The 25318-nt window shown below is 53.9% G+C and carries 21 protein-coding genes; 12 read left to right on the forward strand and 9 right to left on the reverse strand.

The features are described from left to right. Positions 1–163 precede the first annotated feature (163 nt). A complete protein-coding gene (locus OGV57_RS11855; protein ID WP_003844953.1) occupies positions 164–1717 on the forward strand; it encodes a methyl-accepting chemotaxis protein in 1554 nt (517 codons plus the stop codon). Between the two features lie 63 nt (positions 1718–1780). On the opposite strand, the gene OGV57_RS11860 is transcribed toward OGV57_RS11855, so the two are convergent. The 3 genes from OGV57_RS11860 to OGV57_RS11870 form a co-directional block, all read right to left on the reverse strand. After that, the gene (locus OGV57_RS11860) at positions 1781–2746 is read right to left on the reverse strand and encodes a DMT family transporter (RefSeq protein ID WP_003025693.1); all 966 of its coding nucleotides are present in this window, start codon (positions 2744–2746) and stop codon (positions 1781–1783) included. Positions 2747–2822: 76 nt separating this feature from the next. Beyond that, positions 2823–3647, reverse strand: a complete 825-nt coding sequence (locus tag OGV57_RS11865; protein ID WP_054528664.1) for an AraC family transcriptional regulator — start codon at positions 3645–3647, stop codon at positions 2823–2825. 81 nt (positions 3648–3728) lie between these two features. After that, the gene (locus tag OGV57_RS11870) at positions 3729–4577 is read right to left on the reverse strand and encodes an SDR family oxidoreductase (RefSeq protein WP_054527992.1); all 849 of its coding nucleotides are present in this window, start codon (positions 4575–4577) and stop codon (positions 3729–3731) included. 90 nt (positions 4578–4667) lie between these two features. Between OGV57_RS11870 and OGV57_RS11875 the strand changes: the two genes are divergently transcribed. Continuing rightward, a complete protein-coding gene (locus OGV57_RS11875) occupies positions 4668–5048 on the forward strand; it encodes a winged helix-turn-helix transcriptional regulator (protein ID WP_003025698.1) in 381 nt (126 codons plus the stop codon). A gap of 42 nt (positions 5049–5090) precedes the next feature. Here the strand turns inward: OGV57_RS11875 and cpdB are convergent, their stop codons facing one another. After that, positions 5091–7034: a 2',3'-cyclic-nucleotide 2'-phosphodiesterase gene (cpdB, locus tag OGV57_RS11880; RefSeq protein WP_114070811.1), complete on the reverse strand. Its 1944-nt coding sequence runs from the start codon at positions 7032–7034 to the stop codon at positions 5091–5093. Positions 7035–7222: 188 nt separating this feature from the next. Here cpdB and cysQ point away from each other — a divergent pair, with 188 nt between their 5' ends. Continuing rightward, positions 7223–7963, forward strand: coding sequence for a 3'(2'),5'-bisphosphate nucleotidase CysQ (gene cysQ, locus OGV57_RS11885; protein WP_003025705.1), 741 nt, complete (start codon positions 7223–7225; stop codon positions 7961–7963). Here cysQ and OGV57_RS11890 read toward each other — a convergent pair. After that, positions 7953–8510, reverse strand: coding sequence for a YtfJ family protein (locus OGV57_RS11890; protein WP_003025707.1), 558 nt, complete (start codon positions 8508–8510; stop codon positions 7953–7955). The genes cysQ and OGV57_RS11890 overlap by 11 nt on opposite strands. A 328-nt stretch (positions 8511–8838) precedes the next feature. Here OGV57_RS11890 and OGV57_RS11895 point away from each other — a divergent pair, with 328 nt between their 5' ends. After that, complete coding sequence (locus OGV57_RS11895) at positions 8839–9045, forward strand: DUF1107 domain-containing protein (RefSeq protein ID WP_003025710.1); 207 nt, start codon at positions 8839–8841, stop codon at positions 9043–9045. 66 nt (positions 9046–9111) lie between these two features. Here OGV57_RS11895 and paeA read toward each other — a convergent pair whose 3' ends face one another. Beyond that, positions 9112–10452 carry a polyamine export protein PaeA gene (gene paeA / locus OGV57_RS11900; protein WP_003025713.1) on the reverse strand — a complete coding sequence of 447 codons (1341 nt, stop codon included), beginning with the start codon at positions 10450–10452 and terminating at the stop codon, positions 9112–9114. Positions 10453–10726: 274 nt separating this feature from the next. Beyond that, entirely contained in the window at positions 10727–11365 is a 639-nt protein-coding gene (msrA, locus tag OGV57_RS11905) for a peptide-methionine (S)-S-oxide reductase MsrA (RefSeq protein ID WP_003025715.1), read from the reverse strand. Positions 11366–11577: 212 nt separating this feature from the next. On the opposite strand from msrA, the gene tamA reads away from it, so the two are divergent. From tamA to OGV57_RS11920, 3 genes are read left to right on the forward strand one after another with little or no spacing between them, the layout of a single operon-like run. Continuing rightward, a complete protein-coding gene (tamA, locus tag OGV57_RS11910) occupies positions 11578–13311 on the forward strand; it encodes an autotransporter assembly complex protein TamA (RefSeq protein WP_003025718.1) in 1734 nt (577 codons plus the stop codon). After that, positions 13308–17084, forward strand: coding sequence for an autotransporter assembly complex protein TamB (tamB, locus tag OGV57_RS11915; protein ID WP_054527994.1), 3777 nt, complete (start codon positions 13308–13310; stop codon positions 17082–17084). Before tamA ends, tamB begins: the two co-directional genes overlap by 4 nt. A gap of 2 nt (positions 17085–17086) precedes the next feature. Next, a complete protein-coding gene (locus OGV57_RS11920; protein ID WP_003025723.1) occupies positions 17087–17431 on the forward strand; it encodes a gamma-glutamylcyclotransferase family protein in 345 nt (114 codons plus the stop codon). 104 nt (positions 17432–17535) lie between these two features. Here OGV57_RS11920 and ppa read toward each other — a convergent pair whose 3' ends face one another. Further along, entirely contained in the window at positions 17536–18063 is a 528-nt protein-coding gene (gene ppa, locus OGV57_RS11925) for an inorganic diphosphatase (RefSeq protein WP_003025726.1), read from the reverse strand. Between the two features lie 309 nt (positions 18064–18372). On the opposite strand from ppa, the gene ytfQ reads away from it, so the two are divergent. The 5 genes from ytfQ to OGV57_RS11950 all read left to right on the forward strand — a co-directional run bounded on the left by ytfQ (position 18373) and on the right by OGV57_RS11950 (position 24174). Continuing rightward, positions 18373–19329, forward strand: coding sequence for a galactofuranose ABC transporter substrate-binding protein YtfQ (gene ytfQ, locus OGV57_RS11930; protein ID WP_003025728.1), 957 nt, complete (start codon positions 18373–18375; stop codon positions 19327–19329). Between the two features lie 102 nt (positions 19330–19431). Further along, positions 19432–20934, forward strand: a complete 1503-nt coding sequence (ytfR, locus tag OGV57_RS11935) for a galactofuranose ABC transporter, ATP-binding protein YtfR (RefSeq protein WP_016149467.1) — start codon at positions 19432–19434, stop codon at positions 20932–20934. Positions 20935–20947: 13 nt separating this feature from the next. Continuing rightward, a complete protein-coding gene (gene ytfT, locus OGV57_RS11940) occupies positions 20948–21970 on the forward strand; it encodes a galactofuranose ABC transporter, ATP-binding protein YtfT (RefSeq protein ID WP_008323019.1) in 1023 nt (340 codons plus the stop codon). After that, complete coding sequence (gene yjfF / locus OGV57_RS11945) at positions 21957–22958, forward strand: galactofuranose ABC transporter, permease protein YjfF (RefSeq protein ID WP_003025736.1); 1002 nt, start codon at positions 21957–21959, stop codon at positions 22956–22958. Before ytfT ends, yjfF begins: the two co-directional genes overlap by 14 nt. A 103-nt stretch (positions 22959–23061) precedes the next feature. Beyond that, on the forward strand, positions 23062–24174 hold the full coding sequence (locus tag OGV57_RS11950) for a methyl-accepting chemotaxis protein (protein WP_003839560.1): 1113 nt from the start codon (positions 23062–23064) through the stop codon (positions 24172–24174). Positions 24175–24288: 114 nt separating this feature from the next. On the opposite strand, the gene fbp is transcribed toward OGV57_RS11950, so the two are convergent. Continuing rightward, the gene (fbp, locus tag OGV57_RS11955) at positions 24289–25287 is read right to left on the reverse strand and encodes a class 1 fructose-bisphosphatase (RefSeq protein WP_003025742.1); all 999 of its coding nucleotides are present in this window, start codon (positions 25285–25287) and stop codon (positions 24289–24291) included. Positions 25288–25318 lie beyond the last annotated feature (31 nt).

A 25318-nucleotide genomic window follows, 5' to 3' on the forward strand; every position in this document is an offset into this window, starting at 1 on the left:
GTTTTGTGATGAATGTCACGAAAATTTCTTATTTCGTTAAGGTGCTGAATCTTATTGGAAAGGTGAGGGGCGGCGAAAAAAGCGGCTCGACAGGATTAAATAAGCGCACGCCGCTGCCGATAGTTAGACCTCAGACAATACCTGCATAATAAAAAGGCTACAGATGTTCAAACGAATCAAAGTGATAACCTTACTTATCACCGTGTTACTCGCCCTGGGCGCAATGCAGCTTATCTCCGCGGGCGTCTTTATTGGCGCACTCAATAACGATAAGCAGAACTTTAACGTGTCTCAACTTTCCAGCCAGAATGTGGCCGAGTTTACCGATGCGTGGATTAGCCTGAACCAGGCTCGCGTCACGCTCAACCGGGGCATGCTGCGTTTACAGGGAACGATGGCTAGCGAGATTAACGGCGGTCAGTTGAAGGAGCTGGTGAACACGGCAAATCGCCTGTTGGCCGAATCGAAAGAGCATTACGATAAATACTACGCTCTACCGGAAACGCCGGGGTTGGATGAGCATCTGGCCGATCGACTGGAAGAACAGTACGGCATCTATTCTGCGACGCTGGCAAAAATGAACGCGCTGCTGGCTGAAGGAAAGCTGGAAGAGATGTTCAAGCAGAACGCCGAGCAAAAGCAAACGGCCATGCAGGAAGTTTATCGGGAATGGCGTAGCGCGCAAACGGCGCTGGCCACTGCCGGGGTACAGGACAATGAGAGTGACTACCAGAAGATAATCTGGCTGCTGTCCGCGGTGATGCTGATTGTCGTCACCGTGATTATCGCCAGTTGGCTGGCGATGCAGCGAGTGCTGCTCAAGCCGCTCCACGAGGTGATGGGACATATTCGCCATATTGCCGCAGGTGATTTGACTCACCGCATCAATGCCGATGGCAGTAATGAAATGGCGCTGCTGGCAGGCAACGTCCGCGACATGCAGCAGGCGCTGGCGAACACGGTCAGCGTGGTGCGTGACGGGGCTGACACCATCTATACCGGCGCGGGTGAAATTGCCGCTGGCAGTAACGATCTCTCTTCACGTACCGAACAGCAGGCCGCCTCTCTGGAGGAGACCGCAGCCAGCATGGAACAACTTACTGCAACCGTGAGACAGAACGCAGATAACGCGCGTCAGGCGACCAGCCTGGCAAAAAATGCTTCGCAGACGGCGCAGAAAGGCGGAACCGTGGTTGATGGCGTGGTGCGTACGATGGATGAAATCGCCACCAGTTCCAGCAAAATTGCGCAAATTACCACTGTTATCGACGGTATTGCTTTCCAGACCAACATCCTGGCGCTGAACGCGGCGGTAGAAGCGGCGCGCGCTGGCGAACAGGGGCGTGGCTTTGCTGTAGTCGCAGGCGAGGTCCGCACGCTGGCGCAGCGTAGCGCTCAGGCGGCAAAAGAAATTAAGGCGTTGATTGATGACTCAGGGAATCGGGTCAATGCCGGTACGGCGCTGGTGCATGAGGCGGGTGAGACGATGGCGGAAATTGTCAGTGCCGTCACCCAGGTTACCGATATTATGGGAGAAATTGCGTCGGCCTCTGATGAACAGAGTCGGGGTATCGATCAGGTCGGTCAGGCGGTGGCTGAGATGGATCGCGTCACGCAGCAAAACGCCTCGCTGGTGGAGGAATCCGCTTCCGCCGCAGCCGCGCTCGAAGAGCAGGCCGCACGGTTGAACCAGACGGTGGCGGTGTTTAAAGTTTAACGTCTGCTCCGGCCTACAAGATATTATCCAGTAGGCCGGATAAGCGGAGCACCATCCGGCACATTATGATTGTGAAACCACCATGACGCTCGGTTTCTGCGGCTTGGCTCTGACGGCTATCACTACCCCAACCATCAGCAGCGTAATACCGCTTACCGTCAGCAGCGGCGGAAATTCCTGGCGCAGTATAAAGGTGTACAGCAGGCCAGCCAGCGTTTCGAAGACAATCAACGGACCGAGGATCACCGTCGGCAGCTTCTGGCTGGCGACGTTCCAGCACAGTGCGCCAACCCAAGAACACAATACCGCAATGGCTATCATCAGGCCGATAAACACGGCTGGACGCGGACCGAAGGGCAGAGCGAAGTCCGGCGTTTGCCCGTTCAGCCACAGGCAGGCGGCAATATAGCCGAGCAGAGAAACAGGCAGCGTCACCAGTGCCTGGGCCGTCGCCCACATCATCGGGTGCTTATCCGGATTCTCGCGCAGCCAGCGGGCATTACGCAGCGCATACCACGCCCAACACACCACCGAAATCAGCGCCAGTGCGATGCCAGAGCCATATCGCCAGCCGCTAAAGTCAGGGAGTCCCTGATTCAGCTCCGAGATATTCACGCACAGCAGGCCTATACCAATCAACACCAGCGCAGGCGACAAACGCCACCATGATAATTTGCCGTCACGCTGGCTGTAGAGGAGGTTAGCGAAGACCGGGATCACCACCGGCAATGTACCAATAATCATCGTGGAGACCGGTGCGCCGGTGCGCTGGATAGCGCTTGCCAGGCAAACGTAATAAATCAGATTCCCCATCATTGTTAGCGTCAGCGCAGTTACCCAGTCTTTCCGCCCGAGTTGACGCAGGCGCACACGTCCCAGCCAGGCAATCGGCAATGCGATCAGCCCCAGCGCCAGATAGCGCCCCATCGACTGCAATACCGCCGGGTATTCCGGTACGATCAGCGGTCCAACAAAAATTAATCCCCACATCAGCCCGGCCAGCAGGGCATACAACACACCGCTAATCATTTTTGATATCCACATCGCTTAACAATACGTCGAGTGTAGGCAGGAAAAATGCCGCCGTATTGTATGAGATTGCTGATCAACGCCGGACGACTTGTTTCTGATAACGCACTGGCGTAATGCCGTAGCGATGGGTAAACGCGCGGGTGAGATGCGACTGGTCGGTGAGGCCGGTTGCGGCGGCGACCTCTGCGGCGGGCATACCGCAAGTGAGAAAACCTTTGGCTCGCCACAGGCGGATCGCCATCAACATCTGGTGCGGCGTGACGTGGAAATGAGATTTAAACTGGCGCTGAAAATGCCAGGGACTCAGCGGTGCAACCCGCGCCAGCTCGTCGAGCGTGACCGGATGCATATAATTATCGTGCAGATACTCGCGTACTCGTTCAAAGCGATGCGCCCCCTCCGGCAATACTGGTGCATGGCGGGCCAGCGGCTGAAACGTGTCGATCAGATCGAGCAATAGTCCTTTTTGCGCCAACGGATCTTCCGTGTTCCACAGGCCGTGGATCAGCGAGCAGATCTGGCGCGAGCGCAGCGGATCGTGACGCGTTACGTCATGAAACCACCAGTGGCGGATCCCAGTGACCTCTTCCAGAAGATCGGGCTCAAGATAAATCATCCGATAGCGCCAGCCATCGGCGGTTTCGGCCTCGCCGGTGTGCAGCTCATCGGGATTCATGGTTACGACGGAATGGGCGGGGGCCACGTACTGCGTGCCGCGATAACGAAAACGTTCGGCTCCGGCTTCTATCGCGCCAATGCCGAATGCTTCATGTGTGTGCGGCTCAAAGGCGTAACGTGAGATGTGCGCATGATACAGCTCTACGCCCGGCACCTGCGCCAGATGGCGAAAGCGGGCGCTGTCTTTCTCATCAATAAACTGCTCAGGTACACCTTGCACGTTTTCTCTCCCCACGCATCATCCTGTCATTATCAGAGAGGATGCGCGGGGATGCCACCACAATTAACTAATTTTTAACACTTACACGATGCCTTTGACGCTGTCAGCCAGCGGGGTGGTCGGGCGACCAATCAGTTTGCTCAGCGTATGGCTGTCGTCGAACAGACCGCCTTTGGAGGCGCCAGTGTCTGAGTCAGCCAGCATGTCCGCCAGTCCGGCAGGCAGACCTACACCTTTTAGCGCGGCGGCAAAATCAGCTTCGCTCAGGTTCTGATACACCACTTTTTTACCACTCTGTTTTGCCAGCTCGGCAGCCAACTGGCTCAGGGTCCAGCCTGCGTCGCCCGCCAGCTCATAGGTTTTACCGGCGTGACCGTCTTCACTGATGACGCGCGCGGCGGCAGCGGCATAGTCGGCGCGGGTCGCTGAGGCAATTTTGCCTTCACCTGCAGCCCCGATAAACACGCCATGTTCCAGAGCAGCCGGTGCGCTGGCGAGATAGTTTTCGGTGTACCAGCCGTTACGCAGTAGCGCGTGGGCGATACCGGATTCAGCCAGCATCTGCTCGGTTGCCACATGCTCATCAGCCAGCCCCAGCGGAGAGGTGTCGGCGTGCAGCAGGCTGGTGTAGGCGATAAATTTCACGTGAGCGGCTTTCGCTGCGTTAATCACGTTGCGATGCTGCGGGGCACGTTGTCCCACTTCGCTGGAGGAGATCAGCAGTAGCTTGTCGATACCCTGTAAGGCAGTTGTAAAGGCGGCTTCATCGCTGTAATCCGCCTGACGAACGGTAATGCCATGCTGACTAAGCGCCGTCGCTTTAGCGGGATTACGCACGATTGCCACAATCTGGCTGGCAGGAACGGTTTTCAACAGAGATTCAATAACGTGTTGGCCCAGTTGGCCGGTGGCGCCGGTAATCGCGATCATGGGGTGACTCCTTGGTATTGGTCTTGTGTTTAATCACGCTAACACCTAAACTTACTTTTAGTAAGTACGTACAAAAAGGTTAGTATGAAAATGACAGCTTCGACGCTCTCCCAGCAGTTACGCGATGGCAACTTGTTTGCCGAACAGTGTCCCTCCCGCGAGGTGTTAAAACACGTCACCAGCCGCTGGGGCGTGTTGATTCTGGTGGCGCTGCGCGACGGTACGCACCGTTTCAGCGATTTGCGCCGTAAGATGGGCGGGGTCAGTGAAAAGATGCTGGCGCAATCCCTGCAAGCGTTAGAGCAGGACGGGTTTATCAATCGGGTGTCATATCCGGTAGTACCGCCGCACGTGGAATATAGTTTGACGCCGTTGGGTGAGCAGGTGAGCGATAAAGTCGCCGCGCTGGCGGACTGGATAGAACTGAATTTGCCGCAGGTTTTAGCGCAGCGGGAAGAGCGGGCGGCGTAAAGTATTGCCGGATGGCGGCTAACGCCTTATCCGGCACGAAAATTACTTACTTAAATCCAACTGGTAAATGGCGAAACCGATGTCATCGGTCGCGACTTTTTTCAGCGGATACTGGCCTTTCTCTTTAATAAACGCCGCGGCTTTATCAGACGGTGATGTTTCAAAGCGAATATCCAGTGGCGTATCGCTGTGAATTGGCGCCAGACGCCAGTTGTTATCTGCCGCCGGATGAATTTCACCGGCACGCTTCGTCTGTGCACCAATCCACGCGGCCAGCACCGAGCGGTTTTCATCCGGAGAAGCAAACGCGATGTGGCTGTCGCCGGTTCCGGCAAACTTACCGCCGTAGGCGCGGTAGTTGTTGGTCGCGACGAGGAAGGTAGCATTCGGATCGATTGGTTTGCCGTTAAAGGTCAGATTTTTAATACGTTCCGCTTTCGGATTAATGGTCTGACATTCCCCGTCGTAGCGGGCGGGTTGTGAAACATCAATCTGATAATTCACGCCATCAATCACGTCGAAATTATAGGTACGGAAGCCGTCCCAGTTAATCAACGACTGTGGTTTGCTGCTGTGGATATCAATCTGATTGAACTGCCCGGCGGAACATTCCAGCCACTCTTTCACCTCTTTACCGCTGGCTTTCACCACCACCAGAGTGTTGGGATAGAGATACAAATCAGCGGCGTTACGGAAGGTTAACTGGCCTTTTTCGACTTCTACAAAGCTGGCCGGATCGTTCTTACGCCCACCGACCTTAAACGGCGCGGCGGCGGAAAGTACCGGTAGTTTTGCCAGATCCGGATCGCCCTGAATAAAGTGTTCCACATAGGCTTTCTGCGCGTTGTTCACCACCTGTACGGTCGGATCATCCTGTACCAGCGCCAGATAGCTGTACATATTGTCGGCGGATTTACCGATCGGTTTGCTGACAAACTCACGCGTGGCGTCGTGATCGGCTTTCAGGATCTCAACGATTTTTTTGTCTTCTGCTGCCAGTGATTTTTTCGCTGCCGCGTCATAAATCGGACGTGCTTCGGCTTTCGCTTGGGTGACCTGCCATTTACCGCTGTCGTTATTCAGCACTAAATCCACCACCCCCAGATGATCGCCCCACATGCCCGGCATCACTGCCGGAACCCCATTCAGCGTACCTTTTGTGATATCTGCACCTTTGATGTTGGCAAAGTCTTTACCGGGGAAAACGGCGTGAGCGTGACCAAACATAATGGCATCTACGCCCGGGACTTCACTGAGGTAATAAACGGAGTTTTCCGCCATGGTTTGATACGGGTCGGCAGAAAGCCCGGAGTGAGCAACTACCACCACGACATCGGCACCTTTTTCTCGCATTTCGGGAACGTATTTGCGTGCAGTTTCCGTAATGTCGTTCACCGTCACTTTACCGCTGAGGTTGGCTTTATCCCAGGTCATAATCTGCGGTGGCACAAAACCGATATAGCCAATCTTCAGCGTCTGCTTGTTCCCTTCTTTGTCGACAACCTCAGTGTCTTTGATCAGATAAGGCGTAAATAGCGGCTTTTTGGTCTTAACGTCGATGATATTGGCGTTAACGTAAGGGAACTTCGCCCCTGCTAGCGCGTTGTGCAGATACTCAAGGCCGTAGTTGAATTCATGGTTGCCGAGGTTACCCACCGCGTAATCCAGGGTATTCAGCGCCTTATATACCGGGTGAGTTTCGCCCGCTTTCAGCCCTTTGGCCGCCATGTAATCCCCGAGCGGGCTGCCCTGAATCAGATCGCCATTATCAACCAGCACGCTGTTTTTGACTTCTCCACGCGCAGCGTTGATAAGACTTGCCGTACGTACCAGACCGAATTTTTCAGTCGGTGTATCTTTGTAATAATCGAAATCCATCATATTGCTATGCAAATCAGTGGTTTCCATTATACGCAGATCGACGGTCGCGGCATTGACGCTGGCTGCAATCAGCGTTGCCAGAAGCGTTGCACTAAACTTAATCATCAGGGGCATCCTTTTAAGATCTAAGCCACAAAAGAAAATGTATATAAATCTTCTTGCTTACAGAACTGTGAATCATGACATGAATATAGCGTTTAAAACCGCAGACGCTATCACAGTTGGCGGATCCCCTGACGATCGGGTATAAGTAAAACAACGAGTTAACACCACTGACAGAAACGAGGTGGAGAATGCTAGAACATGTATGCCAGCTTGCACGGAACGCGGGCGATGCCATTATGCAGGTCTACGATGGAATCAAACCGATGGAGATTACCAGCAAGCAGGATGATTCTCCGGTCACGGCGGCGGATATCGCCGCGCACAAGGTTATCCTCGAGGGATTACTGGCGCTGACGCCGGATATTCCCGTCCTGTCTGAAGAAGCGCCTCCTGGCTGGGATGTCCGCCAGCACTGGCAGCGCTATTGGCTGGTGGACCCGCTGGACGGGACCAAAGAGTTCATTAAGCGTAACGGTGAATTTACGGTCAATATTGCGCTGATCGAAAAGGGAAAGCCGGTTCTGGGCGTGGTTTACGCGCCGGTAATGAAAGTGATGTACAGCGCAGCAGAAGGTAAAGCGTGGAAAGAAGAGTGCGGCGTACGTAAACAAATTCAGGTTCGTGACGCGCGTCCGCCGCTGGTGGTCATTAGCCGCTCGCATGCCGATAATGAGTTAAAAGAGTATCTGCAACAGTTGGGCGAGCACCAGACCACGTCGATTGGCTCATCGTTGAAGTTCTGCCTGGTGGCGGAAGGGCACGCACAGCTGTACCCGCGTTTTGGGCCCACTAACGTATGGGACACCGCCGCGGGCCACGCTGTTGCCGCCGCAGCCGGGGCGCACGTTCACGACTGGCAGGGGAAACCTCTGGATTACACCCCACGTGAATCGTTCCTCAACCCCGGCTTCCGCGTTTCTATTTACTGAGCAATTTGTGCAGCAGGGCAATTACCTGCTGCACCTCTTCCTGCGTTAATGCGCCATCTTTTGCCCACTGCACGCGTCCGTCCTTGTCGAGTACGACGATAGCGGAGCTCTCTTCATCCAGTTGCCAGGCTTTACGCGCAATGCCATTGCTGTCGACAATGAATTGCGACCACGGGTAGAGCTTCTTATTGCTCTCCAGACTGCTGCGCACAAACATACCGGAGCCGGGAATGGCGTCATCTGTGTTGACGATAGTGGTGGTCTGATATTTGTCGTGCGGCAGGTTGGCGGCTTTGATTGCCTCGATCAGTGTCGCATTTTTCTCTTTGGCGGAGGTGCGTCCGGCAATGTGTTGCACAATTCGCACTTTCCCAGGCAACTGCGCGCTATTCCAGCTTTTGTAGCTAAACTTATCGTTATCGAGAATCAGTTCGCCGCGATCGGCGATCCCCACCGGTGGTACGCGTTGGTCAGTCTCAAACTTATGTGCGGAGGCAATCATCGGCAGCAGCAGAAACGACAGCGCCAACAGTTTTCGTAAGGTCATAGGTTTTCCTTCTTTCTTTTATTTTGCAGGTGATCCGACCACTTGGGTCTGGAATTTAATCATATGTGCGATTGATGCTTTTTCCCGCAAGCGCGATGCCAGTTTGCGGACGGGCGCACAAATCCTGCGAAAAATGAAGGCTTATACTGAAGACAGCGAAGCGTTGAAAAGATAATTCTGAATAATTGTAACCTGAAGGTAAATAAACTTATACACGCTGGAAACATCAACGAGATAGTCTATAGTCATAGGGCATTAAAATTTGCGCCTGAGGATTGTCGGACCGATTGTGGTACCGCAAAGGCGTAATGCTCAGCAGGAGACAACAATGAAAATTTTCCAACGATACAACCCGCTGCAGGTGGCGAAGTACGTGAAGATCCTGTTTCGTGGACGGTTATATATCAAGGATGTAGGCGCTTTTGAATTTGATAAGGGTAAGATTCTTATCCCAAAAGTGAAGGACAAGCTGCATTTTTCCGTGATGTCCGAAGTTAACCGTCAGGTCTTGCGTCTGCAAACTGAGATGGCTTGATCAAGTGCTATGCAGTAGTTAAAAAAACGGCTCCTGGACAGGAGCCGTTGATGTTTCTGTAAGGCGTTACGACGCCTTTGCCTCTTCTTTTGCATCTGGCAGTTTTGGTACCAGAACAGTAGGTTTGCTGTCCAGACGCGTCACCAGCAGCTGATCGATCTTGTAGTTATCGATATCCACCACTTCAAATTTGTAGCCAGAATACTTCACCGAGTCGGTGCGTTTCGGGATTTTACGCAGCATGAACATCATAAAGCCGCCGATGGTTTCATAGTTGCCGGACTGCGGGAACTCGTCGATATCCAGCACGCGCATAACGTCATCAATCGGCGTACCGCCATCAACCAACCATGAGTTCTCATCACGCGCCACAATCTGCTCTTCCAGACCCTGGCCAACTAAATCACCCATCAGCGTGGTCATCACGTCGTTAAGCGTGATAATTCCCACCACCAGCGCATACTCGTTCATGATGACGGCAAAGTCTTCGCCTGCGGTTTTGAAGCTTTCCAGTGCTTCAGAGAGCGTCAGCGTGTCCGGGACGATCAGCGTATTGCGGATCTGTACGCCGCTGTTCAGCGCCATGCTTTGGTTCGCCAGTACGCGGTTGAGGAGATCCTTTGAATCGACATAACCAATGATGTGGTCGATATCTTCGTTACACACCAGGAATTTGGAGTGCGGATGTTCCGCCACCTTGTTCTTCAGGCTTTGCTCATCTTCATGGAGATCGAACCAGATAATATTCTCGCGCGAGGTCATTGAAGACGGGACGGTACGCGATTCCAGTTCGAACACATTTTCAATCAGCTCATGCTCCTGTTTGCGCAGAACACCCGCCAGCGCACCGGCTTCGACCACGGCGTAAATGTCGTCTGAGGTGATGTCATCTTTTCGCACCATTGGGATCTTAAACAGACGGAAAATGTTGTTTGCCAGACCGTTAAAGAACCACACCAGCGGGCGGAAGACCAGCAGGCAGAAGCGCATCGGGTTGATGATACGCAAAGCCACAGCTTCTGGCGCAATCATACCGATGCGTTTCGGGGTTAAATCCGCGAACAGGATGAACAGGCCAGTAACCAGCGAGAATGACAGAATAAAGCTTAACTGTTCGGACAGCTCTGGAGCGAAGTACTTCGAGAAAAGGCTGTAAAACGCCGGGGAGAATGCTGCATCACCGACGATACCGCCGAGAATGGCGACCGCGTTAAGGCCAATTTGCACGACGGTAAAAAACATGCCGGGGTTTTCCTGCATCTTCAAAACACGTTGTGCGTTTACGTTGCCTTCATCGGCAAGCAGTTTAAGTTTTATTTTGCGTGATGCAGCAAGCGAGATCTCAGATATCGAGAAAAACGCACTCACGGCGATCAGGCAGAGAATGACTAAAATACTGTTTAACATATCTTATCCGACCGTTAAGGTCAGATCCTCGGAAGGGAGAAGTTGATACTCGTCGTCTTTCAAGCTGCAGGTGCGTTAGCTGCACTCATTCACCCCAGTCACATAGTTATCTATGCTCCTGGGGATTCACGAGTTTGCCGCCTGCCTGCAACTCGAAATCCATAGAGTATAAATCCAATGGAATATTCAATGAAAACCGGTCCGAAGGGAGTGGACCGGTAATTTCAGAAGCTAGTATAGCGTAAGGTACTGTAAAGTCGCCAGAGGGGGGAAATTATCCTTGTGGCGGCAGGCAAACGCCAATTCCGCCAATGCCACAATATCCATAAGGATTTTTATGCAGATATTGCTGGTGATCGTCCTCGGCATAGTAGAAAGGCGTTGCCGTAGTGATTTCTGTGGTAATGGTGCGCTCGTCGCCTGCGGCGGTCATAGCTGCCTGAAAACGCTCAAGGCTGGCCTGTGCGGCAGCGGTTTGTTCCGGCGTTAACGGGTAAATGGCGGAGCGATACTGCGTACCCTGGTCGTTCCCCTGACGCATGCCCTGCGCCGGATCGTGATTTTCCCAGAACACCTGCAGCAGTTGTTCGTAGCTGATAACATGCGGGTCATAGACGATGCGTACCGCTTCGGCATGCCCGGTGTCGCCAGAACACACTTCCCGATAGGTTGGGTTTGGGGTGTAGCCGCCGGTGTATCCGGCTGCCGTGCTGTATACACCGGGTAATGACCAGAATAAACGCTCAACGCCCCAGAAACATCCCATGGCGAAATAAGCGGTCTCCATACCGTCGGGCACGTTGGTCATCGAATGTTGGTTAACCGCATGCAGCGTTGCCACTGGCATCGGGGTGTTGCGTCCAGGTAGCGCATCTGCTTGAGTAACAAGATGCTTTCTATCAAATAAACTCATGGCCGTTCTCCCGAAATCAGTCATTTGGGTTAAGGTTGTAACGAGACGCGTCTTTGCCCACAATAAACGGCGTGAATACGTCTAGAGTTAAACATAAGAAATATTTGGGTTGTCGTCTGTTTTTCAACTCTTATTGTTGATTTTTTGTTAAGCCGAGGAACGGCATAGTATTTTTTTCCAGGGGTGGGAAAAAAGGATATTCAGGAGAAAATGTGCCACATATCCGTCAGTTATGTTGGGTGGGATTACTGTGCTTAAGTGGCTCCGCCGCCGCCGCGAATGTTCGCTTACAGGTCGAAGGATTATCAGGACCGCTGGAGAAAAACGTCCGTGCGCAGCTGTCCACGATTCAAAGTGATGAAGTCACTCCAGACCGACGCTTTCGTGCGCGCGTTGATGATGCCATCCGCGAAGGGCTAAAAGCGCTGGGCTACTTTGAGCCGACTATTGATTTTGAACTACGTCCACCGCCGGCGAAAGGCCGCCAGGTGCTGATCGCCAAAGTGACCCCCGGCGAGCCGGTGCTGATTGGTGGCACCGAGGTGATTTTGCGTGGTGGCGCGCGTACGGATAAAGATTATCTGGATCTGTTGAAAACGCGCCCGGCAATCGGCACCGTGCTGAATCAGGGGGACTATGACAACTTCAAAAAGTCACTCACCAGCGTGGCGCTGCGCAAAGGTTATTTCGACAGTGAATTTAATAAAAGCCAGCTTGGAATAGCGCTTGAGCGCCGCCAGGCGTTCTGGGATATCGATTACAACAGCGGTGAACGCTATCGCTTTGGACATGTCACCTTTGAAGGCTCGCAAATTCGCGATGAGTATCTGCAAAATCTGGTGCCCTTTAAAGAAGGTGAAGAGTACGAGTCGAAAGATCTGGGCGAACTGAACCGTCGTCTGTCGGCGACCGGATGGTTTAACTCCGTGGTCGTCGCGCCGGAGTTTGATAAAGCCCGCAAAACCAAAGTGCTGCCGCTGAAAGGCGTGGTCTCACCGCGCACCGAAAACACCATCGAAACCGGGGTCGGTTATTCAACTGATGTTGGACCACGGGTGAAGACCTCGTGGAAAAAGCCGTGGATGAACTCCTACGGCCACAGCCTGACGACCAGCGCCAGCATCTCTGCGCCAGAGCAGGTTCTTGATTTCAGCTATAAAATGCCGCTGTTAAAGAACCCGCTGGAACAGTATTACCTGGTGCAAGGCGGCTTTAAGCGTACCGATTTAAACGATACCGAGCAGGACTCCACGACGCTTGCGGTTTCCCGCTACTGGGACCTCTCCAGCGGCTGGCAGCGCGCGATTAACCTGCGCTGGAGCCTCGACCACTTTACCCAGGGTAACGTCACCAACACCACTATGCTGCTCTATCCGGGCGTGATGATCAGCCGGACGCGTTCACGCGGCGGCTTGATGCCTGTCTGGGGCGACTCTCAGCGTTATTCTATTGATTACTCCAACACCGCCTGGGGGTCAGATGTTGATTTCTCCGTTTTCCAGGCGCAAAACGTCTGGATCCGCACGCTGTACGATCGCCATCGCTTTGTGATGCGCGGCAACCTCGGCTGGATTGAGACCGGAGACTTCGACAAAGTACCGCCGGACCTGCGTTTCTTCGCCGGGGGCGATCGCAGTATTCGCGGCTATAAATACAAATCTATTTCGCCGGAAGGTAGCGACGGCAAGCTGAAAGGGGCCTCCAAGCTGGCAACTGGCTCGCTGGAATACCAGTACAACGTGACCGGTAAATGGTGGGGCGCGATGTTTGTCGATAGCGGTGAAGCGGTCAGCGATATTCGCCGAAGCGATTTCAAAACCGGTGCCGGGGTCGGCGTACGCTGGCAATCACCAGTGGGGCCTATCAAGCTCGACTTTGCCGTCCCGGTCGGCGACAAAGATGAACATGGTTTACAGTTTTACATCGGTCTGGGGCCTGAATTATGAGTTTATGGAAGAAGATAAGCCTCGGCGTGCTGATTTTTATCCTGCTGTTGTTAGGCACGGTGGCGTTCCTCGTCGGTACCACCTCGGGCCTGCATCTGATCTTCAAAGCAGCTAATCGTTGGGTTCCGGGGCTGGAGATTGGTCAGGTCACCGGCGGCTGGCGGGATTTATCACTGAAAAATATTCGTTATGACCAGCCTGGCGTGGCGGTGAATGCCGGCGAAGTGCATCTGGCTGTGGGGCTTAACTGCCTGTGGGACAGCAGTCTGTGCGTCAACGATCTGGCACTGAAAAACATCAATGTGGCGATCGACAGCAAAAAGATGCCGCCATCCGCGCCGGATGAGGAAGAAGAGAGCGGTCCGCTTAACCTTTCCACGCCTTACCCCATCACGCTTTCACGCGTGGCGCTTAACAACATCAATATCAAAATCGATGACACCACGGTTTCGGTGCTGGATTTTACCTCCGGCCTGAACTGGCAGGAAAAAACGCTGACGTTGAAGCCAACGTCATTACAGGGGCTGCTGATTGCTCTGCCCAAAGTGGCGGAAGTGGCGCAGGAAGAGGTTGTCGAACCGAAGATTCAAAACCCGCAGCCGGATGAAAAGCCGCTCGGCGAAACGCTAAAAGATCTGTTCTCACAGCCGGTACTGCCGGAAATTACCGATGTCCATCTGCCGCTCAATCTCAATATTGAAGAGTTTCGCGGCGAGCAGCTGCGCGTGACCGGAGATAGGGATTTAACGGTCCATAACATGCTGCTAAAAGTGAGCAGCATTGACGGCAACATGAAGCTCGACGCGCTGGACATCGACTCGAATCAGGGAACGGTAAAAGCCAGCGGCACGGCGCAACTGACCGACACGTGGCCGGTTGATATTACGTTAAACAGCACGCTAAACATCGACCCATTAAAAGGCGAAAAGGTGAAGCTGAAGGTCGGCGGCGCGCTGCGCGAGCAGCTGGAAGTCGGCGTCAATCTGTCTGGTCCGGTGGATATGGACCTGCGTGCACAGACGCGTCTGGCTGAAGCCGGATTACCGCTCAACATTGAGGTGGTGAGTAAGCAGGTTTACTGGCCGTTTACCGGTGAGAAACAGTTCCAGGCCGATGACATCAAACTCAAACTGACCGGTAAGATGACCGACTATACACTGTCGATGCGTACCGCCGTGAAAGGTCAGGATATTCCACCGGCTACCATCACGCTGGACGCCAAAGGCAACGAGCAGCAGATCAATCTCGACAAACTCAGCGTTGCGGCACTGGAAGGGAAAACCGAGCTGAAAGCGCTGGTGGACTGGCAGCAGGCGATCAGCTGGCGCGGGGAGCTAACGCTGGATGGTATCAACACCGCAAAAGCGATCCCGGACTGGCCGTCAAAACTGAATGGCCTGGTGAAAACTCGCGGCAGTCTGTACGGCGGAAGCTGGCAGATGGAGGTTCCCGAGCTGAAGCTGACCGGCAACGTGAAGCAGAATAAGGTCAATGTGAACGGTTCGCTGAAGGGGAACAGCTACCTGCAGTGGACGATCCCGGGCCTGCATCTGGAACTGGGACGCAACAGTGCGGACGTAAAAGGTGAACTGGGGGTTAAAGACCTCAACCTCGACGCGACGATTGATGCCCCAAGCCTGGATAACGCGCTGCCGGGGCTGGGTGGTACGGCGAAAGGGCTGGTAAAAGTTCGCGGTACGGTTGAAGCACCACAGCTGCTGGCGGATATTACCGCCCGTGGTCTGCGCTGGCAGGAACTTTCCGTTGCTCAGGTACGTGTTGAAGGGGATGTTAAATCGGCCGAGCAAATCGCCGGTAATCTTAATGTTCGCGTAGAGCGGATTGTACAACCTGACGTGAATATTGGCCTGGTGACGCTCAACGCCAAAGGCAGTGAAAAGCAGCACGAGCTGCAGTTGCGCATTCAGGGGGAACCGGTTTCCGGGCAACTGGATCTTGCCGGGAGCTTTGATCGCAAAGAACAGCGCTGGAAAGGAGAGTTAAGCAATACCCGCTTCCAGACGCCGGTTGGTCCGTGGTCGCTCAACCGGGCTATCGCGCTGGATTACCGTAATCAGGAACAAAAAATTAGTATCGGACCGCACTGCTGGAACAACCCGAATGCGGAGCTGTGCGTACCACAGACGATTGATGCGGGTGCGGAAGGGCGCGCGGTGGTGAATCTAAACCGCTTCGACCTGGCGATGCTAAAACCGTTTATGCCGGAGACAACCCAGGCCAGCGGTGTGTTCACCGGTAAAGCCGATGTGAGTTGGGACACCACCAAAGAGGGGCTGCCACAGGGGCAGGTCACCCTGAGCGGACGTAACGTGAAGGTCACGCAAAGCGTGAATGATGCACCGCTCCCCGTGGCGTTTGAAACGTTGAATCTCACCGCCGACCTGCACAATAACCGTGCCGAGCTGGGCTGGCTGATTCGTCTGACCAACAACGGACAGTTTGACGGACAGGTGCAGGTAACAGACCCGCAAGGGCGCCGTAATCTGGGCGGTAACGTCAATATTCGCAACTTCAATCTGGCGATGGTGAACCCCATCTTCTCGCGCGGTGAAAAAGCGGCAGGGATGATCAACGCCAACCTGCGGCTGGGCGGCGATGTGCAAAGCCCGCAGTTGCTCGGACAGCTGCAACTGAGCGGTCTGGATATAGACGGTAACTTTATGCCGTTTGACATGCAGCCAAGCCAGTTAGCCGTTAACTTCACAGGAACACGCTCAACGCTGGCGGGTGTGGTGCGTACGCAGCAGGGAGAAATTAACCTGAGCGGCGATGCCGACTGGAGTCAGATAGACAACTGGCGGGCGCGCGTCGCGGCTAAAGGCAGTAGGGTACGTATTACCGTACCGCCAATGGTCCGCCTGGATGTCTCGCCGGACGTGGTCTTTGAAGCCACGCCAAGCCTGTTCACCCTCGATGGCAACGTGGATGTGCCGTGGGCGCGTATCGTGGTACACGACCTGCCGGAGAGCGCAGTAGGGGTGTCCAGCGATATGGTCATGCTTAACAACAATCTGCAGCCCGAGAAACCGCAGACCGCCGGCATTCCGATCAACAGCAACCTGAACATCCACGTCGGTAACAACGTGCGTCTTGACGCCTTTGGTCTGAAAGCGCGTCTGACGGGCGATCTGAAAGTGGTGCAGGATAAGCAGGGACTGGGGCTGAACGGACAAATTAATATTCCGAGCGGTCGCTTCCATGCCTATGGTCAGGATCTGATTGTGCGTAAGGGCGAGCTGTTGTTCTCCGGTCCGCCGGATCAGCCGTTGCTCAACATCGAAGCGATTCGTAACCCTGATGCCACCGAAGACGACGTGATCGCTGGCGTTCGCGTCACTGGTACCGCCGATGAACCGAAGGCGGAGATCTTCTCTGACCCGGCAATGTCGCAGCAAATGGCGCTTTCCTACCTGCTACGCGGACAAGGGCTGGATAGCGAGCAGAGCGATAGCGCAGCGATGACCTCAATGCTTATTGGTCTGGGGGTTGCACAAAGTGGTCAGGTTGTGGGTAAAATCGGGGAGACATTTGGCGTAAGCAATCTGGCACTGGACACGCAAGGGGTGGGCGACTCATCTCAGGTGGTTGTCAGCGGATACGTACTGCCAGGTCTGCAGGTGAAATATGGTGTGGGTATATTTGACTCCTTAGCGACACTCACGCTACGTTATCGTCTGATGCCTAAGCTATATCTGGAAGCAGTGTCTGGCGTAGATCAGGCACTTGATTTGCTCTATCAGTTCGAGTTTTAGCAATGCGAATATTTGTCTACGGCAGTTTACGAACCAAACAAGGCAACAGCCACTGGATGACCAATGCCCTGTTGCTGGGAAATTTCAGTATCGATAACTACCAGTTGTACAGCCTGGGCCACTATCCAGGCGCGGTTCCGGGAAATGGAACAGTACACGGGGAAGTTTATCGTATTGATAACGCCACGCTGGCAGAGCTTGACGCTCTGCGTACCCGCGGCGGTGAATACGCACGCCAGTTAATTCAAACGCCGTACGGAAGTGCATGGATGTACGTGTACCAACGTCCGGTTGATGGCTTAACGCTGATTGAAAGCGGTAACTGGTTAGACAGAGACCAGTACTGATGTGAACACGCCACCCTCGGGTGGCGTTGTTTTATGTGCCCGTTGCACTCGCATTTGGGCACAAAAAAGCCCCGACATGCGGGGCTAAGCATCAAAAGTAAGAATTACTTCTTCGCGCGCTCGAAGGAAGCAACGATTTCAGCTTTAGCAGCTTCAGCGTTGTCCCAACCGTCAACTTTTACCCATTTGCCAGCTTCGAGGTCTTTGTAGTGCTCGAAGAAGTGGGTGATCTGCGCTTTCAGCAGTTCCGGCAGGTCGGTCACATCTTTGATGTGATCGTATTCTTTGCTCAGCTTGGTGTGCGGTACCGCAACCAGTTTCGCATCTTCACCGGATTCGTCGGTCATTTTCAGTACGCCAACCGGACGGCAACGAATCACTGAACCTGGCTCCAGCGGGTACGGAGTCGGGACCAGAACGTCTACCGGGTCACCGTCCAGAGACAGGGTGTGGTTGATGTAACCGTAGTTGCACGGATAGAACATCGCGGTGGACATGAAGCGGTCAACGAACAGGGCGCCGCTCTCTTTGTCAACTTCGTATTTGATCGGATCTGCGTTAGCAGGGATCTCGATAACAACGTAGATATCTTCCGGCAGGTCTTTACCGGCAGGGACGTTGAGTAAGCTCATGTCTGTTTCCTTTAAATAAGCTATGGCAAACAAGTGGCGGGTATTATAGCCAACTCGCGCGGAATGTCTCCGCTTGTTTTCGCTTTCTCTGCGTGCATTTTCTTCTTTTCGCCTCTCTCTCGTGACAGAAAAATCCATATCTTCAGCCGCATTTTTCATAGCGAGATGAAAGCGATTACAAAGTTGTGATTAACGTTTTATTTACTTTTTTGAAGTGTGATGTAACGCAATCCGTTACATGCTCAATTGTCTATAGTTTTTTCGCAACGGTTAATTAACCAACAATAATCACCCTACGAGGACGCACTTATGTGGAAGCGCTTACTTTTAGTCACAGCAGTTTCGGCAGCCATGTCGTCTATGGCAATGGCAGCCCCTTTAACCGTAGGATTTTCGCAGGTTGGCTCTGAATCCGGCTGGCGCGCAGCAGAAACCAACGTCGCGAAAAGCGAGGCCGAAAAGCGGGGAATTACGCTGAAAATCGCTGATGGCCAACAAAAGCAGGAAAACCAGATTAAAGCAGTTCGCTCATTTGTTGCGCAGGGCGTCGACGCCATCTTTATTGCGCCGGTCGTGGCAACAGGTTGGGAGCCGGTTTTAAAAGAAGCGAAAGATGCCGACATTCCGGTCTTTTTGCTTGATCGTTCCATCGATGTAAAAGACAAATCTCTCTATATGACCACTGTCACCGCCGACAACGTGCTGGAAGGCAAATTGATCGGCGACTGGCTGATTAAACAAGTGGACGGCAAGCCGTGTAACGTCGTTGAGCTGCAAGGGACCGTCGGGGCCAGCGTGGCGATCGATCGTAAAAAAGGCTTTGCTGAAGCCATCGCCAGTGCGCCAAACATCAAAATTATCCGTTCTCAGTCCGGTGACTTCACCCGCAGTAAAGGGAAAGAAGTGATGGAGAGCTTTATCAAAGCAGAAAACAACGGCAAGAACATCTGCATGGTTTACGCCCACAACGATGACATGGTGATCGGTGCTATCCAGGCGATCAAAGAAGCGGGCCTGAAACCCGGCAAAGATATTCTCACCGGTTCTATCGACGGCGTACCGGATATCTACAAAGCGATGATTGACGGTGAAGCCAACGCCAGCGTCGAACTGACGCCGAATATGGCCGGTCCGGCATTCGACGCGCTGGAGAAATTCAAAAAAGACGGCACGATGCCTGAGAAGCTGACCATTACCAAGTCGATCCTTTATCTGCCGGATACGGCGAAAGAAGAGTTAGAGAAGAAGAAAAACATGGGCTACTAAGCCTTCATGAAAATGCCGGGGGGCTGCGCTTGCCCGGCCTACATTACGCTCTTTTGTAGGCCGGATAAGCGTAGCGCCATCCGGCGTGATGCAGGGGGAATCATGACCACCGACCAACATCAGGAAATCCTCCGCACCGAAGGATTAAGCAAGTTCTTTCCCGGCGTCAAAGCGTTGGATAACGTGGATTTCAGCTTGCGTCGCGGTGAAATTATGGCGCTGCTGGGGGAAAACGGAGCCGGCAAATCGACGCTCATCAAAGCGCTGACCGGCGTTTACCATGCAGATCGCGGCACTATCTGGCTCGAAGGCCAACCGATCTCCCCCAAAAACACCGCCCATGCCCAGCAACTGGGGATTGGCACCGTGTACCAGGAAGTGAACCTGCTGCCCAATATGTCGGTCGCCGATAACTTATTTATTGGCCGTGAGCCGCGGCGTTTTGGCCTGCTTCAGCGCAAGCAGATGGAAAAACGCGCGACGGAGCTGATGGCGTCATACGGTTTTTCCCTTGACGTGCGTGAGCCGCTGAACCGCTTTTCCGTGGCGATGCAACAAATCGTCGCCATCTGTCGGGCGATCGATCTCTCCGCGAAAGTGCTGATCCTCGATGAGCCGACCGCCAGCCTCGATACCCAGGAAGTTGAAATGCTGTTCGGCCTGATGCGTCATCTGCGCGATCGGGGCGTCAGCCTGATCTTCGTCACTCATTTCCTCGATCAGGTTTATCAGGTCAGCGATCGCATCACCGTTCTGCGTAACGGCGGCTTCGTTGGCTGCCGTGAAACCCGGGAATTACCGCAAATTGAACTGGTCAAAATGATGCTGGGTCGCGAACTGGATACCCATGCGCTACAGCGTGCGGGCCGCACATTGCTTAGCGATAAGCCGGTGGCGGCCTTTAGCGACTTTGGCAAAAAAGGCACCATCGCGCCGTTTGATCTACAGGTGCGTCCCGGTGAGATCGTCGGTCTCGCAGGACTGCTGGGATCCGGGCGAACGGAAACGGCAGAGGTGATCTTCGGTATTAAACCCGCCGACAGCGGAAGTGCGCTGATCAAAGGCAAACCGCAGACCTTGCGATCGCCGCATCAGGCTTCGTGTCTGGGGATCGGTTTCTGTCCGGAGGATCGCAAAACGGATGGCATTATTGCCGCCGCTTCGGTGCGGGAAAACATCATTCTGGCATTGCAGGCGCAGCGCGGCTGGCTGCGGCCTATCCCACGGAAAGAACAAAACGAGATTGCCGAGCGTTTTATCCGCCAGCTCGGAATTCGCACCCCCAACGCTGAACAGCCGATCGAGTTTCTCTCCGGCGGCAATCAGCAAAAAGTGTTGCTCTCGCGCTGGTTACTGACCAAACCGCAGTTCCTGATCCTCGATGAACCCACGCGTGGGATCGACGTCGGCGCGCATGCGGAGATCATCCGCCTGATCGAAACGCTGTGCGCGGATGGTCTGGCGCTGCTGGTCATTTCATCCGAACTGGAAGAGTTAGTGGGCTATGCCGATCGGGTCATTATTATGCGCGATCGCAAACAAGTGGCCGAGATCCCACTGGCTGAACTGTCCGTACCGGCGATCATGAACGCCATTGCGGCCTAAGGAGACTATGGTGATGCCTCAATCTCTCCCTCAATCCAATCCGCCTAAACGGCGGTTCCGTTGGCCAAAGGGGATGCCACAACTGGTGGCGCTACTGCTGGTGCTGCTGGTGGATAGCCTGGTCGCCCCGCACTTCTACCAGGTGATTTTGCAGGATGGTCGGCTGTTTGGTAGCCCGATTGATATTCTCAACCGCGCCGCTCCCGTGGCGCTGTTGGCGATTGGTATGACGCTGGTGATTGCCACCGGCGGCATCGACCTTTCCGTGGGGGCCGTCATGGCTATTGCTGGCGCCACTACTGCGGCGATGACGGTGGCCGGGCACAGTCTACCGGTGGTGCTGCTTGCCGCCTTAGGCTCCGGCATTCTGGCTGGGCTGTGGAATGGGATTCTGGTGGCCATACTCAAGATCCAACCGTTTGTCGCCACGCTAATCCTGATGGTGGCCGGGCGTGGAGTGGCGCAGCTTATCACTTCCGGGCAAATCGTCACTTTCAACTCGCCCGAGCTGTCGTGGTTTGGTAGCGGCTCGCTCTTACTGTTCCCTACGCCGGTAATTATTGCACTGCTCACGCTGGTGGTGTTCTGGCTGCTGACGCGGAAAACGGCGCTGGGTATGTTTATCGAAGCGGTGGGTATCAACATTCGTGCGGCAAAAAACGCTGGGGTGAACACCCGCATTATCGTGATGCTCACCTATGTGCTGAGCGGCCTGTGCGCGGCTATCGCTGGCATTATCGTCACGGCGGATATTCGTGGGGCAGACGCCAATAACGCCGGATTATGGCTGGAGTTAGATGCCATTCTGGCGGTGGTTATCGGCGGCGGTTCGCTAATGGGCGGGCGCTTTAACCTGCTGCTGTCGGTGGTAGGCGCGTTGATTATTCAGGGCATGAACACCGGGATTTTGCTGTCGGGCTTCCAGCCGGAACTGAATCAGGTGGTCAAAGCCGTGGTGGTGTTGTGTGTGCTGGTCGTGCAATCACAACGCTTTATCAGCCTGATAAAAGGAGTGCGTGGTCATGATAAAACGTAATTTACCGCTGATGATCACCCTCGGCGTGTTTGTGCTGGGCTACCTTTACTGCCTGACGCAGTTTCCAGCTTTTGCTTCCACCCGGGTGATTTGCAATATCCTGACCGATAACGCTTTTTTAGGGATTATTGCCGTGGGCATGACCTTCGTGATCCTCTCTGGCGGGATCGACCTTTCCGTTGGCTCGGTGATCGCGTTTACCGGCGTATTTTTGGCGAAGGCCATTGGCTATTGGGGTATTTCCCCGCTGCTGGCGTTCCCCCTGATTTTGCTGATGGGCTGCGCGTTTGGCGCGTTTATGGGGTTACTGATTGATGCGCTGAAGATCCCAGCATTCATTATTACGCTGGCGGGAATGTTTTTCCTGCGCGGCGTCAGCTATCTGGTCTCTGAAGAGTCGATCCCAATTAACCATCCGATTTATGACACGCTCTCCAGTCTGGCATGGAAAATTCCTGGCGGCGGTCGCCTGAGCGCGATGGGGTTGTTAATGCTGGGCGTGGTGGTGATTGGCATCTTCCTTGCGCACCGTACGCGCTTTGGTAATCAGGTTTATGCCATTGGCGGCAACGCCACCTCTGCTAACCTGATGGGCATTTCTACTCGCAGCACAACGATCCGCATTTATATGCTGTCTACCGGGCTGGCGACGCTTGCCGGCATTGTGTTTTCCATTTACACCCAGGCGGGTTATGCGCTGGCGGGCGTTGGCGTTGAGCTGGATGCGATTGCCTCAGTGGTGATTGGCGGAACGCTGCTAAGCGGCGGCGTGGGAACGGTGTTGGGTACGTTGTTTGGCGTCGCCATTCAGGGGTTAATCCAGACCTACATTAATTTTGATGGCACATTAAGTTCCTGGTGGACGAAGATCGCGATTGGCATTTTATTGTTTATTTTTATAGCGTTACAACGCGGTCTGACGGTGCTTTGGGAAAATCGTCAAAGCTCGCCGGTTACCCGAGTGGGTACGGCGGCAACACCAAAGTAACATCATGATTTTGCACAAAACATTTAAATACCTAAACTTTTTCCGGTTGTAGTCGATAGGTTCTGTACAGGTCTGTTTTAACCCTACAACCGGAAATATAACGATGCCAAAATCCCTTTCAATTCGATCAAGTTTGTTGGTGTTATTGTCTTTGCTGACTTTCCTTCTGTTACTGACCGGTGGTATGGGGCTATATGCCTCGACGCGTGTCATTACCTCATTGATTTATCACGGTATTATGAGCGCTGCGATGTTGGCTGCTATCGCATTGCTGGCGGTTATTTGGTTTATGCTGCGAAATAAGTTTCTCAAACCGCTGGATAATATGGTTGAGCAACTGGAACGTCTGGCGACGGGGGATTTATCACCGGTTACCACGCTGTCGGCCAGCGCTGAATTCAACCGACTGAACGCGGCAATGGATGACATGCGCCATGCGCTGGGTGACTCGGTACAACGCGTACGCGATGCCAGTTCGCAAATTGATATTGGCAGTCGTGAACTGACGGCCGGGAACCAGCATCTGGCGCAACGCACTGAATCGACAGCCACTTCACTGGAGCAGACCGCCGCCAGCATGGAAGAACTCACGGCGACGGTGAAACAGAATGCGCAGAACGCGGAACAGGCTCACCAACTGGCAAAATCGGTGTCGGATACCGCCGATCGCGGTAGCGAAATGGTGTGCTATGTGATCGAGAAAATGCGCGATATTTCCGGCAGCTCCAGCCGAATCGCCGACATCCTCAGCGTAATCGACGGTATTGCTTTCCAGACCAATATCCTGGCGCTCAACGCTTCCGTTGAAGCGGCGCGCGCCGGTGAGCAGGGGCGGGGCTTTGCGGTTGTTGCAGGTGAAGTACGTAATCTGGCCAGCCGCAGCGCCGAGGCGGCCAAAGAGATCCGCACGTTAATCAGTGATTCACACACCCACGTAGGGGAAGGTAGTGAGCTGGCGCAGCAGGCGGGCGAAACCATGGATGAGATTGCCAATGAAGTCATGCGCATGACCAAACTGATGCGTGAAATTGCCAGTGCGTCCCAGGAACAGAGTCGCGGCATAGAGCAGGTGAATATTGCGGTGATTCAGATGGATGAAACGGCGCAGCAAAATGCGGCGCTGGTACAGCAGTCGTCAGCGGCTACCCGCTCGCTGGAAGAACAGTCTTCAGCGCTAATCGAAGCAATGGCCGTATTTAAGCTACAGACAGCCTAACCGTGCGTAGGCCGGATAAAGGCGTTTACGCCGCCATCCGGCAATATCACCGTATTGTGCCGGATGGCACTTCGCTTATCCGGCCTGCAGCGTGCTGTAGGCCGGATGTTGCGCTTACGCGTCCGGGAACTCGCGGATAAAGCGTTCTACATCTTCAACCATATGGTCGTTACCCACGAAGAAGGAGCGGCGCTGGTGCAGGCTTTCCGGGATGATATCCAGAATACGATTTTTACCGTCGCTCGCCTTGCCGCCCGCTTGCTCGGCCAGCAGGGCCATTGGGTTGCATTCATACAGCAGACGCAGTTTCCCTTCCGGGTGGCTGGCAGTGCTTGGGTACAGGTAGATCCCGCCTTTCAGCAGATTGCGATGGAAGTCGGCAACCAGAGAGCCAATGTAGCGCGAGGTGTACGGGCGCTGGGTTGACTTATCTTCTTCCTGGCAGAATTTAATGTACTTCTTCACGCCGTTCGGGAATTTGATGTAGTTACCTTCGTTAATGGAGTACGTGCTGCCTTTCGCCGGGAAGCGCATACGTTCCTGGCTGAGGCAGAATACGCCCAGAGAAGGATCGTAGGTGAAGGCGTGCACGCCACAGCCGGTGGTGTACACCAGCATGGTGGAAGAACCATAAACCACGTAACCTGCAGCAACCTGCTTGTTGCCCGGTTGCAGGAAATCCTCTTCCGTGACCGGTGTGCCGACTGGGGTTACGCGGCGGTAAATAGAGAAAATCGTACCGACAGAGACGTTAACATCGATGTTGGATGAGCCATCCAGCGGATCCATTAGCACAACGTATTTAGCGTGTTCACAGCCTTCAAAGACGACGATTTCATCTTCTTCTTCCGAGGCAATGCCCGCCACAATGTCGCGCGCCTTCAGTGCAGCTTTCAGTTTTTCGTTCGCGAACAGATCGAGTTTTTGCTGAACCTCTCCCTGCACGTTCTCAGCACCGCTGGCACCCAGGATATCGACCAGACCGGCCTTGTTGATATCGCGGTGGATGATCTTGGCGCCCAGCTTTATTGCCGACAACAAAGCAGTGAGTTCACCGGTAGCATGAGAAAACTCGTGCTGCTTTTCGACAATAAATTCACCTAACGTTTTCATAACACTTTCCCTGCAATTTATGTGGAGTAAA

It is taken from the genome of Citrobacter sp. Cf087 (assembly GCF_030334285.1).
In the GTDB taxonomy this organism is placed as follows: domain Bacteria; phylum Pseudomonadota; class Gammaproteobacteria; order Enterobacterales; family Enterobacteriaceae; genus Citrobacter; species Citrobacter freundii.